Genomic DNA, 22,061 nt, shown 5'->3' with positions numbered 1-22,061 from the left:
TCAGCTCATGCGAAAACGGAAGTCGCCGTTCTTGCCCGCGCCCACGCGGATCTTGGCAATGGCTTCGCCTTGCGCCATGCGCCCAAGCACCTGCTCGGCAATTTCGGGCAGCAGCGCGCCGTTCAGAATGTGGTCCACGTTGCGCGCACCGGTGTCCACCTCGGTGCAGCGCGCCAGCACGGCCTCGACCAGGGCCTCGTCCCATTCGAACGCCGCGCGGTGCGTGGCCTGCACGCGTCGCGCGATGCGCGCCAGCTTCAGGCCGATGATGTGCGCCAGCGCGTCGTCATCCACCGGGAAGTACGGAATGGTCTTCATGCGGCCCAGGAAGGCGGGCTTGAACGCCTTGTACAGTTGCGGCGCCAGCAGCTCGGTCAGCTGGTCCGGCGTGGGGCGTTCTTCGGCGGGCTTGTTCAGGCAGGCCTGCATGATGGTGCTGGACCCGACGTTCGAGGTCAGGATGATGAGCGTGTTGCGGAAGTCGATTTCGCGGCCTTCGGCGTCGTCCATCACGCCCTTGTCGAACACCTGGAAGAACATCTCCAGCACGTCCGGGTGCGCCTTTTCGATTTCATCCAGCAGCACCACGCTGTAGGGTTGGCGCCGCACGGCTTCGGTCAGCACACCGCCTTCGCCGTAGCCCACGTAGCCCGGTGGCGATCCCTTCAAGCCCGAAATGCTGTGGGCTTCCTGGTATTCGCTCATGTTGATGGTGATCAGCTTGCGCTCGCCGCCATACAGGATGTCGGCCAGCGCCAGCGCCGTTTCGGTCTTGCCCACGCCCGACGGGCCGACGAACAGGAACACGCCCTTGGGCTTGTCCGGGTCTTCCAGCCCGGCGCGCGCCGTGCGCACGCGTTGCGCGATGGCATGTAGCGCGTGGTCCTGGCCGATCACGCGTTCGGCCAGCATGGGCTGCAATTGCAGCACCGTGCGAATTTCGTCGTTGACCATGCGGCCCAGCGGGATGCCGGTCCAGGCCGAAATAATCTCGGCCACGATCTGCGCATCCACGCACGCGGGCACCAGCGGCTGTTCGCCTTGCAGCGCCCGCAGCTCGTCCATCAGGCCGGCCAGGCGCTGCTGTTCCGGCGTCAAGGCCGGCGCGGCCGCCTTGCGGCGCGAGGCGGAAGGCGCGGTGGTGGCTTGCGTAGCGTCCTCTTGGCCTTGCGCTTCCAGTTCGGCGCGCAGCGCATGGATGCGTTCCACCAGGCCGGTTTCCGCCTGATGGCGCGCCTCGGCGTCCGTCAGCGTCTGCTGCACCGTGGCGATTTCCTGTTCCAGTTCGGCCAGGCGCGATTGCGGCGTGCCGGTGGCGGCCTCGCGGCGCAGCGCGGCCTGTTCGGTGCGCAGCCGCGTCAGCCGGTGACGCGCATCGTCGATCAATGCGGGCGTTGCGCTGCGGCCCAGGGCCACGCGCGCGCAGGCCGTATCCAGCACGCTGACCGCCTTGTCGGGCAACTGCCTGCCGGTGATGTAGCGGTGCGACAAGCGCGCCGCCGCGCTGATCGCCTCGTCCAGGATGCGCACGCCAAAATGCCGCTCCATCAGCGGCGCCATGCCGCGCAGCATCGATGCGGCCAGGGCCTCGTCCGGTTCCTCGACCTTCACAACCTGGAAGCGCCGGGCCAATGCCGCGTCTTTTTCGAAGTACTTTTTGTATTCGCTCCACGTCGTGGCGGCGATCGTGCGCAATTCGCCACGCGCCAGCGCCGGCTTGAGCAGGTTGGCGGCGTCGTTCTGGCCCGCCTGTCCGCCCGCGCCGATCATCGTGTGCGCCTCGTCAATGAACAGGATGATGGGCGACGGGCTTTTCTTGACCTCGTCGATCACGTTCTTCAACCGGTTCTCGAATTCGCCCTTGACGCTGGCGCCGGCCTGCAACAAGCCCATGTCCAGCACGCGCAGCGTCACGTCGGCCAGCGCGGGCGGCACATCGCCCGCCACGATGCGCAGCGCCAGGCCTTCCACCACGGCCGTCTTGCCCACGCCGGCCTCGCCGGTCAGGATGGGGTTGTTCTGCCGCCGCCGCGTCAGGATGTCGATCATCTGGCGGATCTCGGCATCGCGCCCGATCACCGGGTCGATCTTGCCGTCCCGCGCGCGTTCGGTCAGGTTGGTCGTGTACTGGTCCAGTGCGGGCGATGCCGACAAGCCCGGCGCGGGCTGCGCGGCGTCGCCCTGGGCCGGCGCGCCGTCGGCAAAGCCCACCGCCTGCCCCGCCTCTTCCGAGCCCTCGGTCAGCGCCGCGAAGTCATGCTTCAACGCGTCCAGGCGGAACGATTCAAACAAGGGCGAACCGCGCCGCGCCAACTGTGCCAGATCGGGTTCGGTCAACAAGGCCAAGAGCAGATGCCCCGAGCGAATGCGCGTCGTCTGCGTGTCCAGCGAGGCAATCAGCCAGGCGTGTTCAAACAGTTTGGGCAGATGTGCCGAGAACACCGGCGTGCGCGTATTGCCGTTCTTGAAACGGCCGATCTCGGCCTTCAGGTCGGCTTCCAGCGCATCCGTGGGAATGTGGCAGCGGCGCGCAATCATGGCCAGATCGCTGGCGGGCTTTTCCAGCAGCGCCAGGAACAGGTGTTCCAGGTCCACCTCGTAATGGCCCTGCGCCATGCACAGGCTGGCCGCGCGTTCGGCGGCCTGGCGGCAGGTCTGGTTCAGCTTCCCGATCAGGGTTTTCAGCGGTGTGGCCATGGATTTGTTTTTCTACGTCGATGGATCAGTGAATCGTGTGCAGTTCGTAGCTGGCGTCGTCGCGGTCGCGCGTGGCCGGCTCGGTGGACAGGAAGGAATTCCACCCCAGCCGCACATCGCCGTCCCCGCCCAATTGGCTGGGCCCGATGCTGTCGCGCGCCAGCACCAGGCGCACTTCGTATTCGAAGGTCATGCCGCCAAACATGGTCAGCAGTTTTTCCAGCGCCTGGGCGCGCTCGCCGCCCGGCAGAAAGTCGGCAAAGGCCTGGCGCGACAGCGGGCCGATCCACAGGCGGATCCGCAGGTCGCGCTGCCAGATGCGATCGCCCGCCAGCGCCGACACGCCCAACACCGCGCCGGGCCGGCCCAGCTGCGTGCGGTTCTGCGGCGGCACGTCGTACCAACGGCCCACGAACTGCTCCACGCGCAGCGGCACCCCGAAGTAGTCCTGCAACACGCGCTGCAAGAACGGCGCGGACACGGGCCGCTGGCGCGCGGCCGCGGCGTAGTGCGCCACGGATTCGTCGAACACGCGGCCGGCGCCGTTGTGCAAGCGGTCGCGCAGCGCCGGATGGCCGATACCGCCCAGCGCCAGCAGCAACGGCAGGTAGTGGTGATCTTGTTCGGCTTCGTGCCGCAACGGCATGCGGTATTTCTTCCAGGCCGCATAGAACAGCGCCGCGGCGCGATTGGAGAAAATATCGAAGAAGGCACGCGCGCCCCGGTCGCGCCGCAGGCTTTCGCGGGTGGCCAGCATTTCGGAATAATGCAGCGGCAACGCGCCCTGCGCGCCCAGCAGCCCGAAGAACGCGGGCGTCACATCCACGCGGCCCAGCCGCCCTTCCGACACCGCGGCCCGGCGCGCGGCTTCGTCGGCCAGCACCTCGCCATTCTTGTCATAGGCCACGGCGTCGACGATTTCGCTGGGCGGAAAGCCCAGGCCCGGCGCGTTCGGAAAGCGCAGGTGCACCGGCACCGTATGCCGCGTGCCGCCGCGCTCCTGGCGCGCAAAGCACTGTTCAAGCAGACGCACCGCCTGGAAAAACTTGAAGCGCTGCGGCTCTGCCAGCAGCGCATCCATCACGCTAGTATGGCGTCGCCGTTGCATGGGGGGCATCGTAGAAGTTCCTCTGCGCCACGGCGCGACAGCACCACCAACTGCACGAAGCTGTTGGCGTGCACGTACAGGCCGAAGAATCGGTTGATGACGGCCACGAAGGTGTGCAGGCTGGTGCCCACGAAGTGGTCTTCGTTGACGGTCAGGCGGATTTCAATGCCGCGCACGAAGGTGGCGAACGGCTCGCCCGGCATCCAGTGCGTGGCGGGTTTGTAGTCCAGCCCGACCAGCCCTTCGATCTGACGCGCGGCCACCGCCGAGCCGGACAGGTCGTACAGGCGCAACGTTTCCTTCAGCGCGGGCAAGCCGCTTTGCACCAGCGACAAATGGTTCAGCGCCAGATGCGAAATCAAGCGCCAATGCGCCGCGCGCCCTTGCTGGAAGCGATGGCTGTTGGTGGGGCGGCGCAGCATGCGAATCGCGCGCGCCACCGTGCCGCCTTCCATGAACAGGTCACCGCCCGACTGCCCCACCGCAATCTGCGCAGGCAGGTCGCGATTGGTGCAGGTCAGGTCCAGGCTCAGCGTTTCGGTTTGAGGAATGGACGGGTCGAAATCGATATCCACAATCGATATTTCGGTTTCGTAGCCAGGGCTGCGTTGCGCCATCGCGGCGTCGCGGCGCATCGTCCAGTAATGCCCCGCCGTCTCGGGCGATTCGCCATGGTGCAGCGAATAGAAGGGCCTGAAATCCACCACGGCATCGCCCTGCGCGTTCTGCCGCACCTGGCGCACCCGGTCAATCGAATAGACCTCGTAGCCGTAGGCGCGGCGGGCGTCGGCCACCACCGGGTACGAGGCCGATGCGTGCGTCACGCGGATCGGGTCGGCCCGCTGCGTGAACAGGTTCACTACGGGCGTGCAACCCAGCCGCAGGTTGTCCGCCGTAATCGATTCCAGCAGGCGCGCGGTATTGGAATCGGCGCGCACGCCCGCCACCGGCAGATGCAGCGTGAACTGGCGCACGGTGCCCAGGTAGGGGCGCAGTGCCGCCAGGTCGATATCGACAAAGTTGAATTTTTCCGAGAAAACAAAATACTCGGCCAGCAGACGATAGGCCGGATGCGAACTGGCCGGAAAGTCGATCAGCGCGTCCTCTTCGGCCAGCCCCACCTGGGCCAGCGGAATCGTGGGCAGACGGTCCCAGCGCCCGGGTTGCAGCTCGACATAAGCCGCCGCCGTGCGCAGGAACAGCGCGTCGCGCAGCGCCGCCACGAAGGACGGTTCGCCGTGCAGATACACGCGCAGCTTGTCCAGCCCCGGCATGCCGAAATGCTGATTTTCGCCTTGGCATCCCAGCGTGACGGCAAAGCGCCCCGTCACGCCCGCCGGCAGCTTGGCCGTGGCCGGCGCGTTGGCGCTGGAAAAATAACCCGCGCGCTGCACTTCGATGGGCGCCAGCGTTACGTCGTACGCGGTGCGAAAGCGGCACGATACGCCGCGCACCGGATGCGATTTCAGTTCCGTGCCGCGCGCCACGCGCACGGCGGCGGACAACTGCGCACCGGCCCCGCCCAGGTCAAACTGCGCCACGCTGCACGAAGGAAACGGCCGCAGATAATGCGGGTACATCACCTCGAACAGCGCTTCGGTGAATTCGGGGTAGTCGTCGTCCAGCTTCTTGTTGATGCGCGCGCTCAACAAGGCGAACGATTCGATCATGCGTTCTACGTGCGGGTCTTCGCAGGTTTCGCCCGACAAGCCCAGCCGCGCGGCGATCTTCGGATACTGCTGCGCGAAGTCGCGTGACGACGTCCGCAAAAACCCAAGTTCGCGCTCGTAATAAGGCAGCAATTCTTCCATTGTTGTCTTCCTTTCCAGCGCGCAAGCCGCACCTGCACTACAGATTCATTCTTCAGACTGTGGCAGGCGTCTTGGCCCAACCACGGGTCACGGAGTACTGCAACGTCGACGGCTGCAAGGTGGCGTCAAACGTCACGGGCTCGTGGGCCGGGCCCACGTCCAACATGGCCGTAATCGCAAAATACAGCACCGACGTCGCGCGGCTATCCACCTGCAACATCACCCGAACGTGAGTCAGCCGAGGCTCGTGCCGCGCAATCGCCTGCTCCAGCGAACGGCAGATGAACTCGCGGTCGTAGTGGCTGGCCAGGCTCAGCCCGGAGAAATCCGACAGCCCGTAGGTCAGCAACGAACGCTGGCAATTCGGATAACGCCGCAGGTCTTCCTCGGTGAACACCATGCGGGTGTTCAGCAGCGCCTCGATGTCGCGCGCCACCGTTTCCTTCATTTCCTCGATCGACAGGCGCCGAAGCGCGTAGGGCGATTGCCCCTCGCCTTCGAACAGCTTGTCGAACAGGCTCGGCTCGAAACCTTTCATGGGGCCTCACATAAAAAAAGACGGCGACCCGGCTCGGGCCGCGGTCTTTGCGTGCCCGGCTGCGATCAGACCGAGTAGGTCTTGTCGTTCTTGGTCAGGCTCCAGGCGCCCTGGGCGTTACCGCCCTGGTTGCCGCCCACCTTCTGCTGCGTGTACTTCCACTGCACGGCGGCGTACTTCAGCGAGAACGATTCGTGCGGCAGGCCTTCGGCAACCACTTCGGGCGCAACGCGCGCGATGATCACGTACTTGAGCTTGATTTCCAGGTACTTGACGCGATTGCCTTCGCCGTCGGCACGCAGGAAGTCGATGGTGACTTCGTCAAAGGTCGTGCCGCCCGAGGCGTGCTGATACAGCAGCGGGCTGACCACGTCCAGGTCCTTGGTAAAGACCATTTCGCCATGTTCGGTACGTTCGGCGGTATGGCCACCCGAGGTCGAGGCGGTAGCGGAACGCGGCTGAATGATCTCGTGACGCCACGAGCTGACTTCGATCCAATCCGGGTGGTCCTTGTCTTGCGATTCGCCCTTGAGCGCCGGATTGCCGAACTTGACGTAGATGTCCTTCATTGTTGTAAACCTCTTTGAATGGATGAGTTGTCAGTGCAACGACGATCAGGATTTCTGAGCCTGCGCCGGCAATTCGGCAACCAGGCGCAACGAGATCGAGAGTTCGTCAAGCTGGAAATGCGGCCGCAAAAACGCCACGGCCCGGAAGACGCCAGGACGTCCAGGAACCTCGGCCACTTGCACCGAGGCTTCGCGCAGCGGAAACTGCGCTTTTTGTTCCTGCGTCGCGTTGTCGTCCAGCAGCACGTACTGCGACACCCAACGATTCAGGAAACTCTCTACGGACTGCGCCGACGCAAAGCTGCCGATCTTGTCGCGCATCATCGCCTTCAGGTAATGCGCCACGCGCGATACCGAGAAGATGTATTGCAGCTGCGCCGACAACACCGCGTTGGCGTTGGCGCTGTCCGTGTTGTATTTCTTTGCCTTCTGCACCGACTGCGCGCCGAAGAAGGCGGCGTAGTCCGAGTTCTTGCAATGCACCAGCGGGATCAGGCCCTGGTCGCTCAGTTCTTTTTCGCGGCGGTCGGTAATGGCGATTTCCGTCGGGCACTTCAGCGCGATTTCGCCGTCGTCCGTCTTGAAGGTGTGCGTCGGCAGGTTCTCGACCAGGCCACCGCCCTCGACGCCACGGATGGCGGCGCACCAGCCAAAGTCCGCGAACGCGGCCGTCAGGCGCGCACCGAACGCCCAGGCGGCGTTGCACCACAGGTACTTGGAATGGTCGGTGCCGTCCACGTCTTCAACAAAGTTGAAGCCTTCGACGGTGGTGCCTTCCACGGGGTCGTACGGCAAGCGGCCCAGAAAGCGCGGCATGGTCAGGCCGACGTAACGCGAATCTTCCGAATCGCGGAAGCTGCGCCACTTGGTGTATTCCACCGTGTCGAACACCTTGGCCAGGTCGCGCGGGCGGCCCAGGTCGGCAAAGCTGTCCAGGCCCAGCAGCTCGGGCGAGGCCGACGCGATGAACGGTGCGTGCGAAGCGGCGGCCACGTGCGACATCTGCTCGATGAAGTACATGTCCTCGGGCTGGCGCGTGATTTCGAAGTTGCCCAGCAAGGCGCCAAACGGCGCGCCGCCGAAGGTGCCGAACTCTTCTTCGTAGACCTTCTTGAACATCAGGCTCTGATCGAAGTCGATCGCAGTCTGGAAGTCGCGAACCAGATCGCGCTTGGTGGTGTTCAAGACCTTGATCTTCAGCATCGGGCTGGTGTCGGTCTCTTGGCACAGGTAGTGCAGGCCGCGCCAGGTGCTTTCCAGCTTCTGGAATTCCGGGGCGTGCATCACTTCGCTAAGCTGCGCCGAGATCAGGCGGTCAAGCTCGGCGACGCGTGCGTCCAGCATGGCCGACAGGTTGTCGGAGACGACCACGGTGCCCTTCATCACTTCGCGCACCAGCTCGCCGATGATGTCCTTGGCGCGGTCGTGTTCGGCGGTGGACTTGGCCACGCGGCTTTGCTCGACGATCTGATCCAGCAGGCCGCTTTGGCTGTCGGCCGATGCGGCGGCGGTGGCGCTGTTCTGTGCGGCGGCGGAATTACTCATTGCGGCCTCCCTTGTCGGTCTCGCTGGTCAGCTGTTGCAGTTTTTCGGTGCTGGTCAGCACTTCGCCCAGCAGGTCTTCCAGCTTGTCGTTGCCGGCAAGCTTGTTGCGCAGGTCGGCCAGCTTGGTGCGGATATCGAGCAGTTCGCGCAGCGGGTCCACCTGTTGCACGACGGCTTCCGGGCGGAAGTCCTCGATGGAGCGGAACTTCAGGTCCACACCGAACGTGCCGCCTTCTTCGGTCAGGCTGTTCTTGACGCGGTAGGCGGCGCGCGGTTCCAGGCCGCGCATCACGTCGTCGAAATTGTCGACGTCGATGTTGACGAATTTGCGGTCTTTCAAACGCGGCAGTTCGGCTTCGGACTGCGCGCTGAAATCCCCCACCACACCGACCACGAACGGAAGTTCCTTCTGTTCGATGGCGTCGCCCTTCTCAACGTCATACGTGAGCTGAACGCGCGGCGGACGGACTTTCTGCAGTCGTTTCTGAACGCTTTCTTTCTTGGCCATGGAAGGCTCCGTGCAAAGGATCGTGTCTATCGGTCAGCCGTAAGCCGCATGGCGCGGCGCACGATGAGGCGGTTACTTGGTAAGCAGGTCGCCGAACGGATTCGGCGCGCGGTTGGGCTGCTGGGCGGGCGAAGTAGAAGGAGTTTGCGTAGCGGGCTGGCGGCCGGGCTGCGCGGCGGGTTGTGCAGCGGGCGCGGCGCCAGACGATGCGGCTTGCGAACCAGGCATGCCGGCGGGCATACCGGCTGCGGGCGTACCGGCTGCGGGCGTACCGGCAGCGGGCGTACCGGCTGCGGGCGCGGTCGGTTCCACCTTGCGCGGCTGACGCGGGCGCGGCGGCGGGCGGCGGCCTTCCGGGAACAATACGTCCTGGCCCAACGTTTCGCGCATCGAGGCGGCCAGCGCCACGGCGTCGGCGCGGGCATTGCCGGCCAGCAACGCGTCGGCACGCAGGTCGGCCAGTGATTGCATCGCCACGCGCAGCCCGCCCACGGCGCGCACCGTCTTGGCCACGAAGTCGTCCGGATCGCGGCTTAACGTTTCATCGGCGGCCACGATGGCCTGGCCATATTTCTGTTCGTCGAAACGAATTTTCGCGATGTAGGACCACGGTGCGCCCTGCGACGGATTGCGTTGGGCGATCTCTTCGAATTGCGCGACGGCCTGCTCCGCGCCCTTCTGCGCCAGCGTCTTTTCAGCGGCGGCCATGGACTGTTTGTATTCCGCTTCCGACTGCGGTTTTACCGACGCACAACCGGCCATCAAAGCGACGACGCCGGCGACTACGACGAGGCGGGAAAAGGGCATGTTTTAAGCACCTAGCAGGGGTTGTAACTAGGGGCCGTATTTCAACAACCTTTTGTTAGTGCGGCGCTACAGCGCGTGACTTCATGTTACTTGCGTCGAAACTGCACGCAACGTGCCGCGATCTGTATTGCTTCACACACTTCCGGTATAAAGGGCCATGTCCAAACATATCCATTTATCACGTTTGTTCGCAGCGGCGGCTTGCACGCTGGCAAGCACCGCCATCACTGGATGTGCAGCGGTTTCGGCCATCGGAGCGGTGGCTGGTTTGACCGGGAATGCGATGGAGATGGCGGGCCTGAAAAAGCAGGAAAACGCGCCGGTGGAAGTGAAATTAGCGATTCATGCGGGAGAAAATTTGAACGCCGGCGCGGGGCAAGCGATGGCCGTCGTTACAAAAATATACTACCTGAAGAATCCTGAGCAATTCCAACGTGCGCCACTCACGCAATTGATAGACACTGCGCAAGAGAAAGCCACGCTGGGGGAAACCGTGCTGGGTTCACGCGAGCTCACGCTCACGCCAGGACAGCGCGTTGAGAGCGTTGAAAAAGTCCCCAAGCAAGCGGAGTACATCGCGGTCGCCGGCCTGTTCTATGCGCCGGCGCCGATGCGTTGGAAGTACGTATTCAAAGTCGACGACGTGAAAGACAGTGGCATCGTCCTGGGCGCGCACGCTTGCGCGCTGACGGTGGCCACGGGCAAACCCACGTTGCCGGCAGGCATACCCAGCTACGACCCCGCGCGCCTGTCCGGCGTGCAGTGTCCTGGTTGACGCGCACTGCGCGATTGCCCGCCTTCTATATATAGAGATAGAAAGACAAGGAGCGCCAACTTGAGTTATTCAGCCAAAGTCCTGTGGGGCGAGGGCCTGTTCCTCCGGCCGCAACATTTTCAGCGGCAGGACGCGTATCACGAGGACCGCTTGGCCGAGATGGCCCGCGCGCTGCATCCTTATGCGTGGGGGCTGCGATCCGCGCGTTTCGATGCGTCGGCACTGGCCAACGGCATGCTGCGCGCCATTGAAATGACGGCCGTGTTTCCCGACGGCGAGCTCTACAACGCGCCGCATGGCGACGAGCTGCCCCCGCCCGTCGCGCTGACCGCGCTGGACGGCGTGAGCGAAGCGGTGTTCTACCTGGCCATCCATCCGCTCAAGGCGATTGGCGGCAATTATCGCGACGGCCAGAGCGCCGGCAATTTCGATACCCGCTACACGCACGACAATGCCCCCGCGCCCGATCTGTACACCGGCGCCACCACGGCCGAGCTGACATTCCTGCGCAAGGACGTGCGGTTGATTTCCGAATTCGAACCGCGCGACGAACTGCTGGCGATTCCGGTGGCGCGCGTGCGCCGCACGGCCAGCGCGGGTTACGAGCTGGACAATTCGTTCATCGCCCCCAGCCTGTCGTTGACGGCTTCGGGCGCGCTGCACGAACAGCTGCGCCGGCTGCTGGACGCGCTGCAAGCCAAGGTCAATGCGCTGTACGGGTTTCATCGCGAGCCCAGCAAGAACATCATTGAATTCCGCTCGGGAGATGTTGCGTCGTTCTGGCTGCTGCACACGGCCAACGAAGCCTACGCCACGCTGTCGCACTTGTTCCACCACCCGCAGCTGCATCCCGAACGCCTGTTCCAGGAACTGTTGCGGCTGGCGGGCGCGCTGATGACGTTCTCGAAGGTGCACACGCTGGCCGACCTGCCCGTGTACCGCCACGACGCGCCCGGCCCGGCGTTTGCCCGCATGGACGAAATCTTGCGCGACCTGCTGGAAACGGTGATCTCGACGCGCTACTTTTCCATCGTGCTGGAAGAGCTGCGCCCGTCGTTCCACATGGGCCGCCTGGATTCCGAAAAGCTGGACGAGACCACCTCGCTGTATCTGTCGGTGCAAGCCGCCATGCCGGCCCGCGAGCTGTCGGAAAGCGTGCCGATGCGCTTCAAGGTGGGCGCCCCCGAAGACGTCGACAAGCTGGTGCTGTCCGCCATGCCGGGCGTGCCGCTGACCTATACGCCGCAGGTGCCGCCCGCCGTGCCCGTGAAACCGGGCGCGGTCTATTTCGCGCTACAGACGCGCGGCTCGCTCTATGACCGCATGCTGCAAGCACGCAGCATTGCCATCTACGCCCCCGCGGGCATTCCCGAACTGAAGTTGGATTTGATCGCCGTCACCCGCTGACAGGAACCCTGCCATGACCGCCGACGCCCCTTCCCTGATGTCCGGCGCGACGCTGCCTCAGCGCGCCGCCGACTTCCATGCCAGCCGCCCCGCCAAGTCATTGCTGGACCTGCTGTACGACGGCTTCCTGATGCTGTTCCTGGTCAAGAGCGGCCAGGAACCGACCGACGCCGCGGCCTTCTCGGCGCGCGTGCAGCAGTTTCTGGCGGACTACGAACGCGCCGCCAAGAAGCTGGATATTCCAGCCGAAGACGTCTACGCCACCAAGTACGCCTTTTGCGCCGCCGTCGATGAAACCGTGTTGAATTCCGGCTTCGCGATTCGTGACGCGTGGATGTTGCAGCCGCTGCAACTGACGCTGTTCGGCGAGCAGCTGGCGGGCGAGAACTTTTTTGCGCGGCTGGAAGACCTGCGTGCGCAAGGCGCGCCGCGCCTGCAATCGCTTGAGATCTACTACATGTGCCTGCTGCTGGGTTTCCAGGGCAAGTACCTGATCGAAGGCCAGGAAAAGCTGGGCTACCTGACCGCGCGCCTGGGTGATGAGATTGCCCTGCTGCGCGGCAAGCGCACCGGTTTTGCGCCGCATTGGCAACTGCCCGACAAGATCGCCCACACGCTCAAGCGCGACGTGCCGCTGTGGTCGATCATGGCGGTGTTTGCGCTGCTGGGCCTGTTGGCATTCCTGGGCATGGGCCACTTTTTGAATTCGGAAATGCAGACGGCGATGGCGCCGTACCACGACATCGTCAAGCTGGGTCCGCGCGCCGCGCACCTGACCATTTCGTTGCCATGAACACTACGCCTTCGAACCCGTCAAGCGCCTCGGCCTACTCGTCGATGAACATCGCCACCTTGTCGCAACAGGCGCGCATGCTGCGCGTCAGCACGCCGCTGGACGCTGAATTGGTGCCCGAGCAGATGACGCTGCGCGAAGGCGTGTCGCGCCTGTTCGCGTTGACGCTGGACTGCCTGGCCGCCAGCGCCGAGCTGGATGTGAGCGGCTTGCTGGGCAAGGAGATCACCGTCAGCCTGTTGCAGGCGGATGGGTCGATGCGCCGCTGGCATGCCGTGGTCGAAGGCGTGGACGCGCTGGGCGCCGATGGCGGTCTGGCCCGCTACCGCTTGCACGCCGCGCCGTGGATGGCCGCGCTGGCACTGCGCCGCGACAGCTTCATCTACCAAGACCAGTCCGTGCAGGACATCGTCAGCGACATCTTTGCGGATTATCCCCAGGCGGCCTTTGCGTTCGACGTCAGCGAGGCATTGCCCGCGCGCGCGGCTTGCACGCAGTACCGCGAATCGGATCTGCAATTCGTGCAGCGCATCCTGGCCGAGGCGGGCCTGTCGTATCGCTTCGAGCACCAACAGGACGACGGCCAGGCGGCCGGCGGCGGAGCGCGCCATCGCGTCGTGATCTTCGATGCGGGCGCGGCGCGGCCCGAAGACCCGGCCTCGCCCCTGCGTTTCCATCGCAGCGACGCCACTGAAACGCGCGACAGCATCACGCATTTTTCAGCGGCCCAATCCGTGCGCCCGAACGCCGTGGCGCGCGCCGCCTGGAACGAACGCACGCTGACCGCGCATGCCGCGCAAAGCCGCTCGCCAGTGCAGGTGGAAGCCCTGCCGGTGCTTGAGGATTACGACTACGCCGGCCACGGCCGTTACGCCGACGACGAGGCCGCCGAACAAAGCGCCGCCCGTTCGTTGCGCGCCCACGAATCGCGCATCGTCCGCTTCGAAGGCGCGGGCACGGCGCGGTCGCTGGCCCCCGGCCGCTTGTTCGCCATGACGCAGCACGAACGCTATGCCGAGGGCGGCGGCGGGCAGGCGGTGGACGAGCTGGGCGGCAACCGTTACGTGGTGCTGGAGGTGGTGCACGAAGCCACCAACAACCTGGGGGCACAGGCCCCCCAGGTGGCAAGCAGTGCCGACATGGAACGCGGCACCTATCGGAACCGATTCACGGCCCAGCCAGAGGCGGCCGCGCTGATGCCCGCGTGGCGCCCGCGCCCGACCGCGCCGGAAGGCCTGGCGGCGGTGGTGGTCAGCGCCGGCGACGCCCCCATCACGTCCGACCGCGACCTGCGCGTGAAGGTGCAGTTTCCCTGGCAGCGCGGCGACAAGCCCGTCACGGGTGGCCTGCCGCACAAGACGCACGGCGACGCCAGCGGCAACGCGCCGGGCGACGACCGCTCGGGCACGTGGCTGCGCGTGGCCAGCGCGCAAGCGGGCCCCAACTGGGGCGCGCATCATCTGCCCCGTGGCGGCACCGAAGTCATCGTGGAATTTATCGATGGCGATATCGACAGGCCGGTGGTTGCCGGCCAGCTATACAACGACGCGGACCTGCCGCCCTGGTCCGCTGGCGAGAACGCCGAAGCGAATCACGCCGGCGTATTGAGCGGCTGGCATAGCCACGGCCTGGACGGTGCGGGCCGCAACCAGTGGGTGTTTGACGACACGCGCGGCAAGTTGCGCACGCGGCTGGCCAGCTCGACCGCCGCCACGCAGCTGGGCCTGGGCCATCTGGTCGAACAGGACCTGGACGACGCCAACCGCGGCCAATGGCGCGGCACGGGCTTTGAACTGCGCTCGGACGCGTGGACGGTCGTGCGGTCGGGCCAGGGCATGCTGGTGTCGTCCACCGCCCGCGAACAGGCCAAGTCCACGCAGGCGGACGCGCAGGAAGCCTTGCTGCTGCTGCGCGGCGCGCAAGACGCCTCGCGCCGATTGAACGACAGCGCCGGCCAGCATCAGGCGCGCACGATGGCGGCGGCCGACGGCTATGACGAATTGCTTGCCGCACTGGACCCGGAACAGGACGGACGCTATCCGGCCCAAATCAACGGCCAGGCCGCCGGCAAGGCCGCCAACGGCCAGCGCACGGACTCGGCCGCCGTCGAACGCATCAACGGCCCGCACCTGCTGATCGATTCCCCCAATTCCCTGAACCTGGCCACGCCGGCCAGCGCCGTGCTGCATGCGGGCAAGCACCTGCACGCCACCGCGCAATCGGACGCGCACGTCTCCGCGCAGCAGACGTATTCGGCGGTGTCCGCGCGCTCGGCCAGCGTGTTCGCGCAGCAGGGCCCTATCCGGGCGATCTCGGCGCAAGCGCCTGTGTCGCTGCACGCGCATACCGACATCCTGGAAGCGCTGGCGGGCCAGGACATCACCGTAACGTCGTCGGCCGAAGGCATCGAAATCCTGGGCAACCAGCGCGTAACCCTGCAAGCCGCGGGCGGCAGCGTGACGCTGGATGGGGCCGACATTGTGTTCAAGGGGCCGGGCCTGTTCTCGGTCAAGGGCGCCACGCACAATTTCGTGGGCCCGGCCAGTGACGCGGCCAACTTGCCGGCCTTGCCCAGCACCACGGTCGACGATCCGCTGATCGTCAGCGCCGAGCTGGTGCACAAGGACGGCGCCACGGCGTCCGCCGTCAAGAAGGCCGCGTCCGGACTGATGGCCGGTTTCGGCGGCGCGGCGGGAGCCGGCGCCGGCACCGGGCTGGGGGCACTGGGCGATGCCATGCCCAGCGGCCTGGCCAGCCTGGGCCAGACGGCGGCAGGCGCCGCCTCCAAACTGTCGCAGCTTGCCGGCCAGGCCAACACGCTGGCCGGGCTGGCCAAGAACCCGATGGGCGCGCTGTCCGCCGCCCCGGGCCTGCTGGGCAACGCCAGCCCCGCGATGGGCGGGCTGCTGAACACCGCCAAGAACACGATGGGCATGGTCTCGCAGGCGCAAGGCATGGTCGCGCAGGCAAAGGCCATGGTCGCAAACCCCATGTCGGCGCTGCCCGCCGCCTCCGGCATGCTGGGTTCGGTGGCCCCGGGCGCCAGCGGCATGATCGATTCCGCCGCGTCGGCGGCGGGCACCGTGTCGCAAGCGGCGGCCTTCATCAAGAACCCTTCGGCGGCGTTGCCCGCTGCGACCGACATGCTGGCTGCCGTCGCGCCGGAAGGCGCGTCGGGAATGATTTCTGGAGCGGCGACGTTCGCGGGGGTGGGATCGGGGGCTGGAGCAACGTCCGTGGCAAGCGCCACGCCGGCGGCCACTGGTACGCCAAGCGCGGCAACTGCCGGTACAGCGTCTGCGCCACAAGCATCTGCCGCGAGTTCGGCTGCGAATCCCTCCGGTGCGCCCTCGCCTGCGGGTGCGAGCGCATCGCCTGACGCATTGGCATCGTCCGACGGGGCTGGGGCTGGGGCTGGTGCTGGTGTTGGCGGTGGAGCTGTAGCGGGTGCTAGCGCTGGTGTTGGTGCTGGTGCTAGCGCTGGTGCTAGTGCTAGTGCTAGTGCTAGCGCTGGTGCTAGTGCTAGTGCTGGTGCTAGTGCTAGTGCTGGTGCTAGTGCTAGTGCTGGCGCTGGCGCAGCGCCGGTCGCAAACAGCAGCGTGTCGGTCGCGCCCCCGCCAACGACAGGTGCAGCGTCGACGGCAGCGAACCCTACCGCGACCGCCGACGCAGGCGGCGCGACCAGCGCCTCCGGTCACGCTGGCGTCGTAGCGTCTGCCCCGCCAACTGCCGGCACGGGCGCACCCGTGTCGAGCGCTTCCGCCACAGGTACGGCAACCGTCAACGCAACCGGTACCTCGTCCGTTGCGACGTCGGCCCCGTCTGCTGTCGCAACACCCGATGCGCCCGCCAGTGAATCCCTGATCGCGAACACTGGGGCGCCTTCTGTTGCCGATGCGGCCGGGTCGTCGGCCGCCCCTTCGATTGCCGTCGCAAGCGCATCCACGGTCGCGCCTTCGATTACCGCTGCTGGTGCGTCGACGGTCGCGCCTTCGATTGCTGCTGCCGGTGCGTCGACGGTCGCGCCTTCGTTCGCTGCTGCCGGTGCGTCTACCGTCGCGCCTTCGATCGCCGCTGCCGGTGCGTCGACGGTCGCGCCTTCGTTCGCTGCTGTCGGTGCTGCGTCGGCCACGCCTTCGATTACGGCTGCGAGTGCGTCCGCGGTCATATCGGGCGGCGCGTCTTCTAGCGCCGCCTCGATTGCGGCGGCTGGGGCGGCTACCGGTGCTTCGTCATTCGCCGCTTCGGTAGCGTCGACGACGCCTTCATTCGACTCGTCCGCGGTTGCAGGCGCTTCAGACACTTTCGTATCTCCCACGGCGGACGCGGCCGTGTCGCCGGCTTCGGCGGCTCTCGTCTCGGCGTCCACGGAAAGCATCGCGTTGCCGGGCGACGTTGTGTCGGCCGCGTCAGTGCAAGCCGGACCGGCAGCCGGCGACTTCACCGGCGCCGCCACGTCGTCGCCACCATCCATCGCGACGGACCTCGGCATGACCGCCTCGACCGCCGAGACCTCCGAGAACTCCGTGAACGCGGCCTACAGCGGGGCAGTCTCCTCTGGCGACGCCTATAACGCAGCCTCTTCTCACGTCGACTCTTCTCACGTCGACTCGTCTCACGTCGCCGCACCTAACGCCGCCCCTTCTAACGCGGCATCTTTCAACAGCGCATCCACTCCCCCCGCGACCTTAGCGGCAGCATCCGCCCACGCAGCATCGCAAGTCGGCGCGCTGGCGGGTTCCGGAGCTGCTTCGGTGGCCGCAACCGCCGCCCGCGCGTCGGCCACGGCGGCGGACGGAGCTTCGCCGCTGACGACGGATCTGCCGCCGGGGTCCGGCGCGGCAACCTTTACGGCAGGTTCGGCGACGAACCATGGCATCGGCTTGTTGACCACTGTGGCCGCAACGATTGGCGCGGCCCCCACGCTGCGCGTGCAGGAGCCTAGGCAAGGCCATGCCGTTGACGACCGGCCCGCTGACACATCCGCCAGTTCCGCAGCCTCGCTTGCTGCGGGATCGACCGCGACGATAGCCGGGACGGCAAACGCCCAGGGCCACGGACGTGCGCCGTCGACGCCGTCCAGCCCTGACACCCACGTCGCGCCGGGGTCCGGCGCGCCCGACACCCACTTCGCCCAGACAAGCGCCGACGCCGACCGGCGGAAGCAGGTCGACGAGACATCGGCCGCCGCAACAACGCAGCCATCGCCCAGCTTCGCGACCGCTGCGGCCACAACGCAATCGTCGCCCACTTCCGCGCCCGCCTCCGCGCCCGCCGCAGTGGGGACGCAATCGTCGCCCTCTTTCGCTGCGTCCGTGTCTCCCGGCCAACAAGGCGCGGCCTCAGTCACAGCATCCGCGCACCCACGCGACACGCGCGACACGTCGACTTTGCCGAACGCTACGCTGCTCGCGACCGTGACCGCCAGCGCGGGCACGCTGCTGGCCGGCGCCGCAAACGCGGCCGGCAATACGGCAGCCGCAGCATCTTCGGCAGCCGTTGCTGGCGGCGCGCTGTCTGACCCGGCTACGCTGGCCACCGTCGTTCCGCAGTCCTCTGGCGCCTTGCACGGATTCAGCTGGCCCGGCGCCGTGAACGGCGCATCGCCGTCCTCTGCCGGGACCGTGACGCAAGGCGACCAGCTTGCGCAATTAACGAGCACCGGCCACGCAGGTTCGGCAACGGGCCCTTCCGCCGACATCTCCGCCGGTATCCCCGCTGGTATGTCCGCTGAGGTTCCCGTTAACGTCTCCGCTGGTATGCCCGTTGAGGTTCCCGCTAACGTCTCCGCTGGTATGCCCGTTGAGGTTCCCGCTAACGTCCCCGCTGGTATGCCCGTTGAGGTTCCCGCTAACGTCTCCGCTAATGTCCCCGCCGACGTCTCTGCAAACGTCTCCGCCCATGCCGCTGGCGTTGCAGCCCCGGATGGCGGCGCGTTGACCGCATCCAGCGACCCCCTGCCGACGACGGGCGGCCTGTCTGGCGACGGCGCTGCCGTGGCCGCCGGCATCCCCACGCAAACGCCTGGCTTCGTCCCTGCCTCGCAAAGCCCCCTGCCGCAGGGCGCGGGCCTGCCGGGCGGCTCGGGTGAAGGCGGCTTGACCTTCCCCAGCAACCCCTCATCAGCGGGGGCCAGCGCGACATCCGGCGTTGGCGGGATCGGCGCAGGCGCAGGCGGCATCGGCGCAGGCGCGGCAGCGGGCCTGGGAGGCTCCGGCGGCAGCGCGGCTGGCTCGACTACGGCAGCGACCAGCGCCGCGACGGGCTCCGCCGGCAGCGCTGCGACCTCCGCCGCCGCGCCTGCCGCAGCCCCACCTGACGTAGCGACAAGCGCGGCCGGAGCAACCCCGGCAAGCGTCACCGCGACGACCGCCGCCGGGGACTCGTCCGTCGCCAGCGTCGCGGGAAGCGAGTCCGGCTCCGCGGCGTCGGCAGGCGCGGGCGTCAACACGGCGCCCTCCGCAGCGGACGCTAGCTCGACCGGCACCGTCGGCGGTACCGCGAATGCAGCTACTGCGGCTGGTGCACCGGCGACCCCCTCGGCCGCCCCCTCGGCGGACGCTGCTTCCAGCGCCAGCGCCGGCACTTCCACCAGCGCGCCAGCCCATGCGGCCGGCGGCCCATCGGGCGGCGCGACAACAACAGCCGGCGGCCCATCCGGCGGCGCGACAACAACGGCCGGCGGCCCATCTGGCGGCGCGACGACAACGGCTGGCGGCGCATCGGGCGGCGCGACGACGACGGGCAGCGCCGCCTCGGCCAACGGCGCGTCCCCTCCCACATCGGCTTCGCCCGCTGGCAGCGCGCCGTTGGGCAAAGCCCCCGCCGCAACGTCACCCGCCCCAGCCAGCACGGCGGCCACCGCTGCGCCTGCCACGCCGGATGCAAACCTGGGTAGCGCCACCGCGCGCGCGGCGGGCATGTCCGACAGCACGCCGGCCACCCGCGCCACCGATCTGTCCGCCACAGCCGGCGCGGGTGCGGGCGCGTCCGCGGCTGCTTCCAGCGCCGGCAGTTCCGGCGCAGTGGGCATCGGCGCCGTTGCGGCCGGCGGCGGGCTGGCGACCTTTGCGCAACAGGCCAGCGCCGCGTCCACCGCGCTGTCCAGCGCATCCACCTTCGCGGCGGGCGGCGTCAGCGCCAACGTGGGCGCGGCCATTGTGCCGGTCATGACGCAGGCGCTGAACGCTGGCGGCGACCGCATGGCGGCCTTGAGTTCCGCCGTTGACACGCTGTTTACGTTGCCCGACGTCAAGCAAGCCAACATCCCGTCGGTGGCAGGCGCCATCCTCAGCATGCCGGGCCTGTCATCGTCGTCGGTGCCCAGCGTGATCGGCGCCATCCTGCAATCGCCCACCTTGGCCACCGAGACGCTGCCCAAGGTGGCCGAGGTGCTGATGAAGATACCCGGCGTGGCCGAGTCCCCGCTGCCGCAGATCGCGCGCGACGTGCTGGACTCGGTCGGCCTGGGACCCGTGGCGCGCACCCAGGGCACCAACCTGCCTGGCGGCACGCCGCCCGCCGGCGGCTCCGGCCGCGCGGTGCCCGGCGTGTCCACCTACCGCGCCCGCCAGGACGGCGCGCGCCTGCAATACGTGAACCTGGAACAGGTGGCCGAACGCTGGAACGACGGCAGCGCGCTGACCACCACCGAACGGCAATCGAACCGCCCGCGCATCCACGTGGAATTCAATCGCCCCGGCCAGCACCGCTTCACCATCACCGTGAAGGCCGACCCCGCCAACATTCCGTACTCCGCGCGCGAACGTGGCCGCCGCGCCAGCTATCAGGAACCGCACAGCAACCCGCGCAGCTATGTCACCAACGCCGACGGCACCCGCATCGTCGACGACATCACGCTGCCGGCTGCCGGCCTGAACCTGTACCTGTTCGAAGTGCGCGACGAACGCGGGCAATTGATCAAAACCGAACGCGTTGAAACCGTGCGCCGCCTGTACATCCAGGAGGTCATGTGCATGAGCGCGCATCCGGCCGGCCACCTGGCCGACGTCACGCCCGTCACCGCGGAATTCGCGCTGCACGGCATCGACATGATCCAGCTTCCGCGCCTGCAATTCCGGGGCCGCTCGGCGGTTGACGCCGCCGACACCGTCGAGTCGCAGCAAGCCATCATGAATGCCGTGCGCGCGGTCTATGCCCCTTCCCCTGGCAAGCAGCGCGAACCCTATACGCTGGTCGTTTGCCACGTTGACCGACTGGCCGCGCCGGGCGTCAGCGGCGACATGCGGCTGCCGGTGCCCGCCGGCCCCGGTGGACGCGTCATGACGGTACCCATCGTCAACGACGACCGCAGCCGCTCCAGCCTCTGGTACGAATTCGATGCCAGCGACGACTGGCTGGTGCACGCGCGCTACATCCACACGGACGCCTCCGGCGCCGAACGGTCGATTCCGATTCCGCGCCACCTGATCACCCCCATCCGCGAAAGCAATGGGTCGGTCTGGTCGGTGTCCGTGGACCTGACCCGCATATCGCCCACGCCGCTGACCGGCATGCTGAACATCCAGTTCAACACCGTGGCCGCCAGCTACGCCGGCCTTGCCATCACGGGCACCAACCTGCTGTTCGTCTCGACGCTGGACCCCTACGAACCCAACTCGCAGGCCTACCTGACCGAAACCCTGGCCCACGAAATGGGCCACTTGCTGGGCATGGTGCCCAGCGGCCCCGACTGGCCCGGCCTGCGCAACCAGGACGAGTCGGCCGACGATTCAAAGCTGGACCCGCCGCCGCACTTCTACTACAACGCGGGGGGGCACTGCTATTACGGCCTGCCCGACCAGAATGGCGAGTACAACGAGGAAATCGGGCAGTGCGTGATGTACGGCATCACCTGCGCGAACATTCATTTCTGCCCCAGTTGCAGCAAGGCCGTGCGCAAGGTCGACTGCTCCGAAGGCTGGACGGCGTTCTGACGCCGGCCTTTTCCAGATAACCGACATGCCCGAACCGACATGCCCATCATGACGACCGATTGGATTGAACCCGCCACCTTTGCCTCGGTGCCCTCGCACTCGCAAAAAGAACACGCCTGCATGCCGCCGCTGCAAGGCTACGACGCGCAGATGCGCATCGCCGCGCCCACCCGCGTGACGATCCGCGACGGCAGCACGCTGACCATTCCCATCTGCGCGCGCGGCATCCTGCCCGTGGTAGACGAGCCGCAGCTACCGCGTTTCGTGGCGGTGGATACGCGCACCGGCAAGGTCTATCGCGGCATCGCGTTCAACTACGTGCGGCCCAAGCTGCCCAATGTGTCGGTGGACCCCAGCGAAGGCGCGGCCCCGCCCAAGATTCCGCTGCCGCCCGGCATGACCGTGGAAACCCGCTTCACCACGGATATGGCGGGCGTCCTGCATCTGCCCGCCACGCCCGCGACCTACGAGGTGTATATCGAGGCAGAGAACGTGAAGTCGAATACGGTGACGATAGCGGTCGAAGCGGGCAAGACGTAAGCGGCATCGAAGGCGCCACGCACGTCC

The 22,061-nt window shown here is 66.9% G+C and carries 13 protein-coding genes; 5 read left to right on the top strand and 8 right to left on the bottom strand.

What is annotated here, in order from left to right:
• The 8 genes from tssH to KYT87_RS03750 all read right to left on the bottom strand — a co-directional run bounded on the left by tssH (window position 1) and on the right by KYT87_RS03750 (window position 9,583).
• Window positions 1-2,697, bottom strand: a complete 2,697-nt coding sequence (gene tssH / locus KYT87_RS03785; protein ID WP_046807638.1) for a type VI secretion system ATPase TssH — start codon at window positions 2,695-2,697, stop codon at window positions 1-3.
• A 25-nt stretch (window positions 2,698-2,722) separates the two neighbouring features.
• On the bottom strand, window positions 2,723-3,814 hold the full coding sequence (tssG, locus tag KYT87_RS03780; RefSeq protein ID WP_046807639.1) for a type VI secretion system baseplate subunit TssG: 1,092 nt from the start codon (window positions 3,812-3,814) through the stop codon (window positions 2,723-2,725).
• Window positions 3,778-5,616 carry a type VI secretion system baseplate subunit TssF gene (gene tssF / locus KYT87_RS03775; RefSeq protein WP_104143432.1) on the bottom strand — a complete coding sequence of 613 codons (1,839 nt, stop codon included), beginning with the start codon at window positions 5,614-5,616 and terminating at the stop codon, window positions 3,778-3,780. The genes tssG and tssF overlap by 37 nt, the downstream gene beginning before the upstream one ends.
• Before the next feature lie 52 nt (window positions 5,617-5,668).
• Window positions 5,669-6,154 (bottom strand): type VI secretion system baseplate subunit TssE, encoded by a 486-nt coding sequence (gene tssE, locus KYT87_RS03770; RefSeq protein WP_046807641.1) that lies wholly within the window; start codon window positions 6,152-6,154, stop codon window positions 5,669-5,671.
• Window positions 6,155-6,219: 65 nt separating this feature from the next.
• Complete coding sequence (locus KYT87_RS03765) at window positions 6,220-6,723, bottom strand: Hcp family type VI secretion system effector (protein ID WP_006226591.1); 504 nt, start codon at window positions 6,721-6,723, stop codon at window positions 6,220-6,222.
• Window positions 6,724-6,768: 45 nt separating this feature from the next.
• Window positions 6,769-8,268, bottom strand: a complete 1,500-nt coding sequence (gene tssC / locus KYT87_RS03760; protein ID WP_046807642.1) for a type VI secretion system contractile sheath large subunit — start codon at window positions 8,266-8,268, stop codon at window positions 6,769-6,771.
• Window positions 8,261-8,776 (bottom strand): type VI secretion system contractile sheath small subunit, encoded by a 516-nt coding sequence (tssB, locus tag KYT87_RS03755; RefSeq protein ID WP_006226593.1) that lies wholly within the window; start codon window positions 8,774-8,776, stop codon window positions 8,261-8,263. The genes tssC and tssB overlap by 8 nt, the downstream gene beginning before the upstream one ends.
• Window positions 8,777-8,848: 72 nt before the next feature.
• A complete protein-coding gene (locus tag KYT87_RS03750) occupies window positions 8,849-9,583 on the bottom strand; it encodes a M48 family metallopeptidase (RefSeq protein ID WP_255593873.1) in 735 nt (244 codons plus the stop codon).
• 157 nt (window positions 9,584-9,740) lie between these two features.
• Here KYT87_RS03750 and tssJ point away from each other — a divergent pair, with 157 nt between their 5' ends.
• Genes tssJ through KYT87_RS03725 form a run of 5 tightly spaced genes read left to right on the top strand, consistent with a single transcriptional unit; the run spans window position 9,741 to window position 22,034 of the window.
• The gene (tssJ, locus tag KYT87_RS03745; protein WP_104143431.1) at window positions 9,741-10,358 is read left to right on the top strand and encodes a type VI secretion system lipoprotein TssJ; all 618 of its coding nucleotides are present in this window, start codon (window positions 9,741-9,743) and stop codon (window positions 10,356-10,358) included.
• Window positions 10,359-10,418: 60 nt separating this feature from the next.
• Complete coding sequence (tssK, locus tag KYT87_RS03740; protein WP_046807645.1) at window positions 10,419-11,765, top strand: type VI secretion system baseplate subunit TssK; 1,347 nt, start codon at window positions 10,419-10,421, stop codon at window positions 11,763-11,765.
• Window positions 11,766-11,778: 13 nt separating this feature from the next.
• Entirely contained in the window at window positions 11,779-12,558 is a 780-nt protein-coding gene (icmH, locus tag KYT87_RS03735; RefSeq protein WP_052946138.1) for a type IVB secretion system protein IcmH/DotU, read from the top strand.
• Window positions 12,555-21,494: a type VI secretion system tip protein TssI/VgrG gene (gene tssI / locus KYT87_RS03730; protein WP_219991718.1), complete on the top strand. Its 8,940-nt coding sequence runs from the start codon at window positions 12,555-12,557 to the stop codon at window positions 21,492-21,494. Before icmH ends, tssI begins: the two co-directional genes overlap by 4 nt.
• 39 nt (window positions 21,495-21,533) lie before the next feature.
• The gene (locus KYT87_RS03725; RefSeq protein WP_104143428.1) at window positions 21,534-22,034 is read left to right on the top strand and encodes a hypothetical protein; all 501 of its coding nucleotides are present in this window, start codon (window positions 21,534-21,536) and stop codon (window positions 22,032-22,034) included.
• Window positions 22,035-22,061: the final 27 nt, after the last annotated feature.

The sequence above is a fragment of the Achromobacter sp. ES-001 genome (genome assembly GCF_019448355.1).
GTDB lineage: Bacteria > Pseudomonadota > Gammaproteobacteria > Burkholderiales > Burkholderiaceae_B > Achromobacter > Achromobacter spanius_B.
Note: the sequence above shows the minus strand (reverse complement) of the source record. Positions and strands in the feature narration are given on the sequence as shown.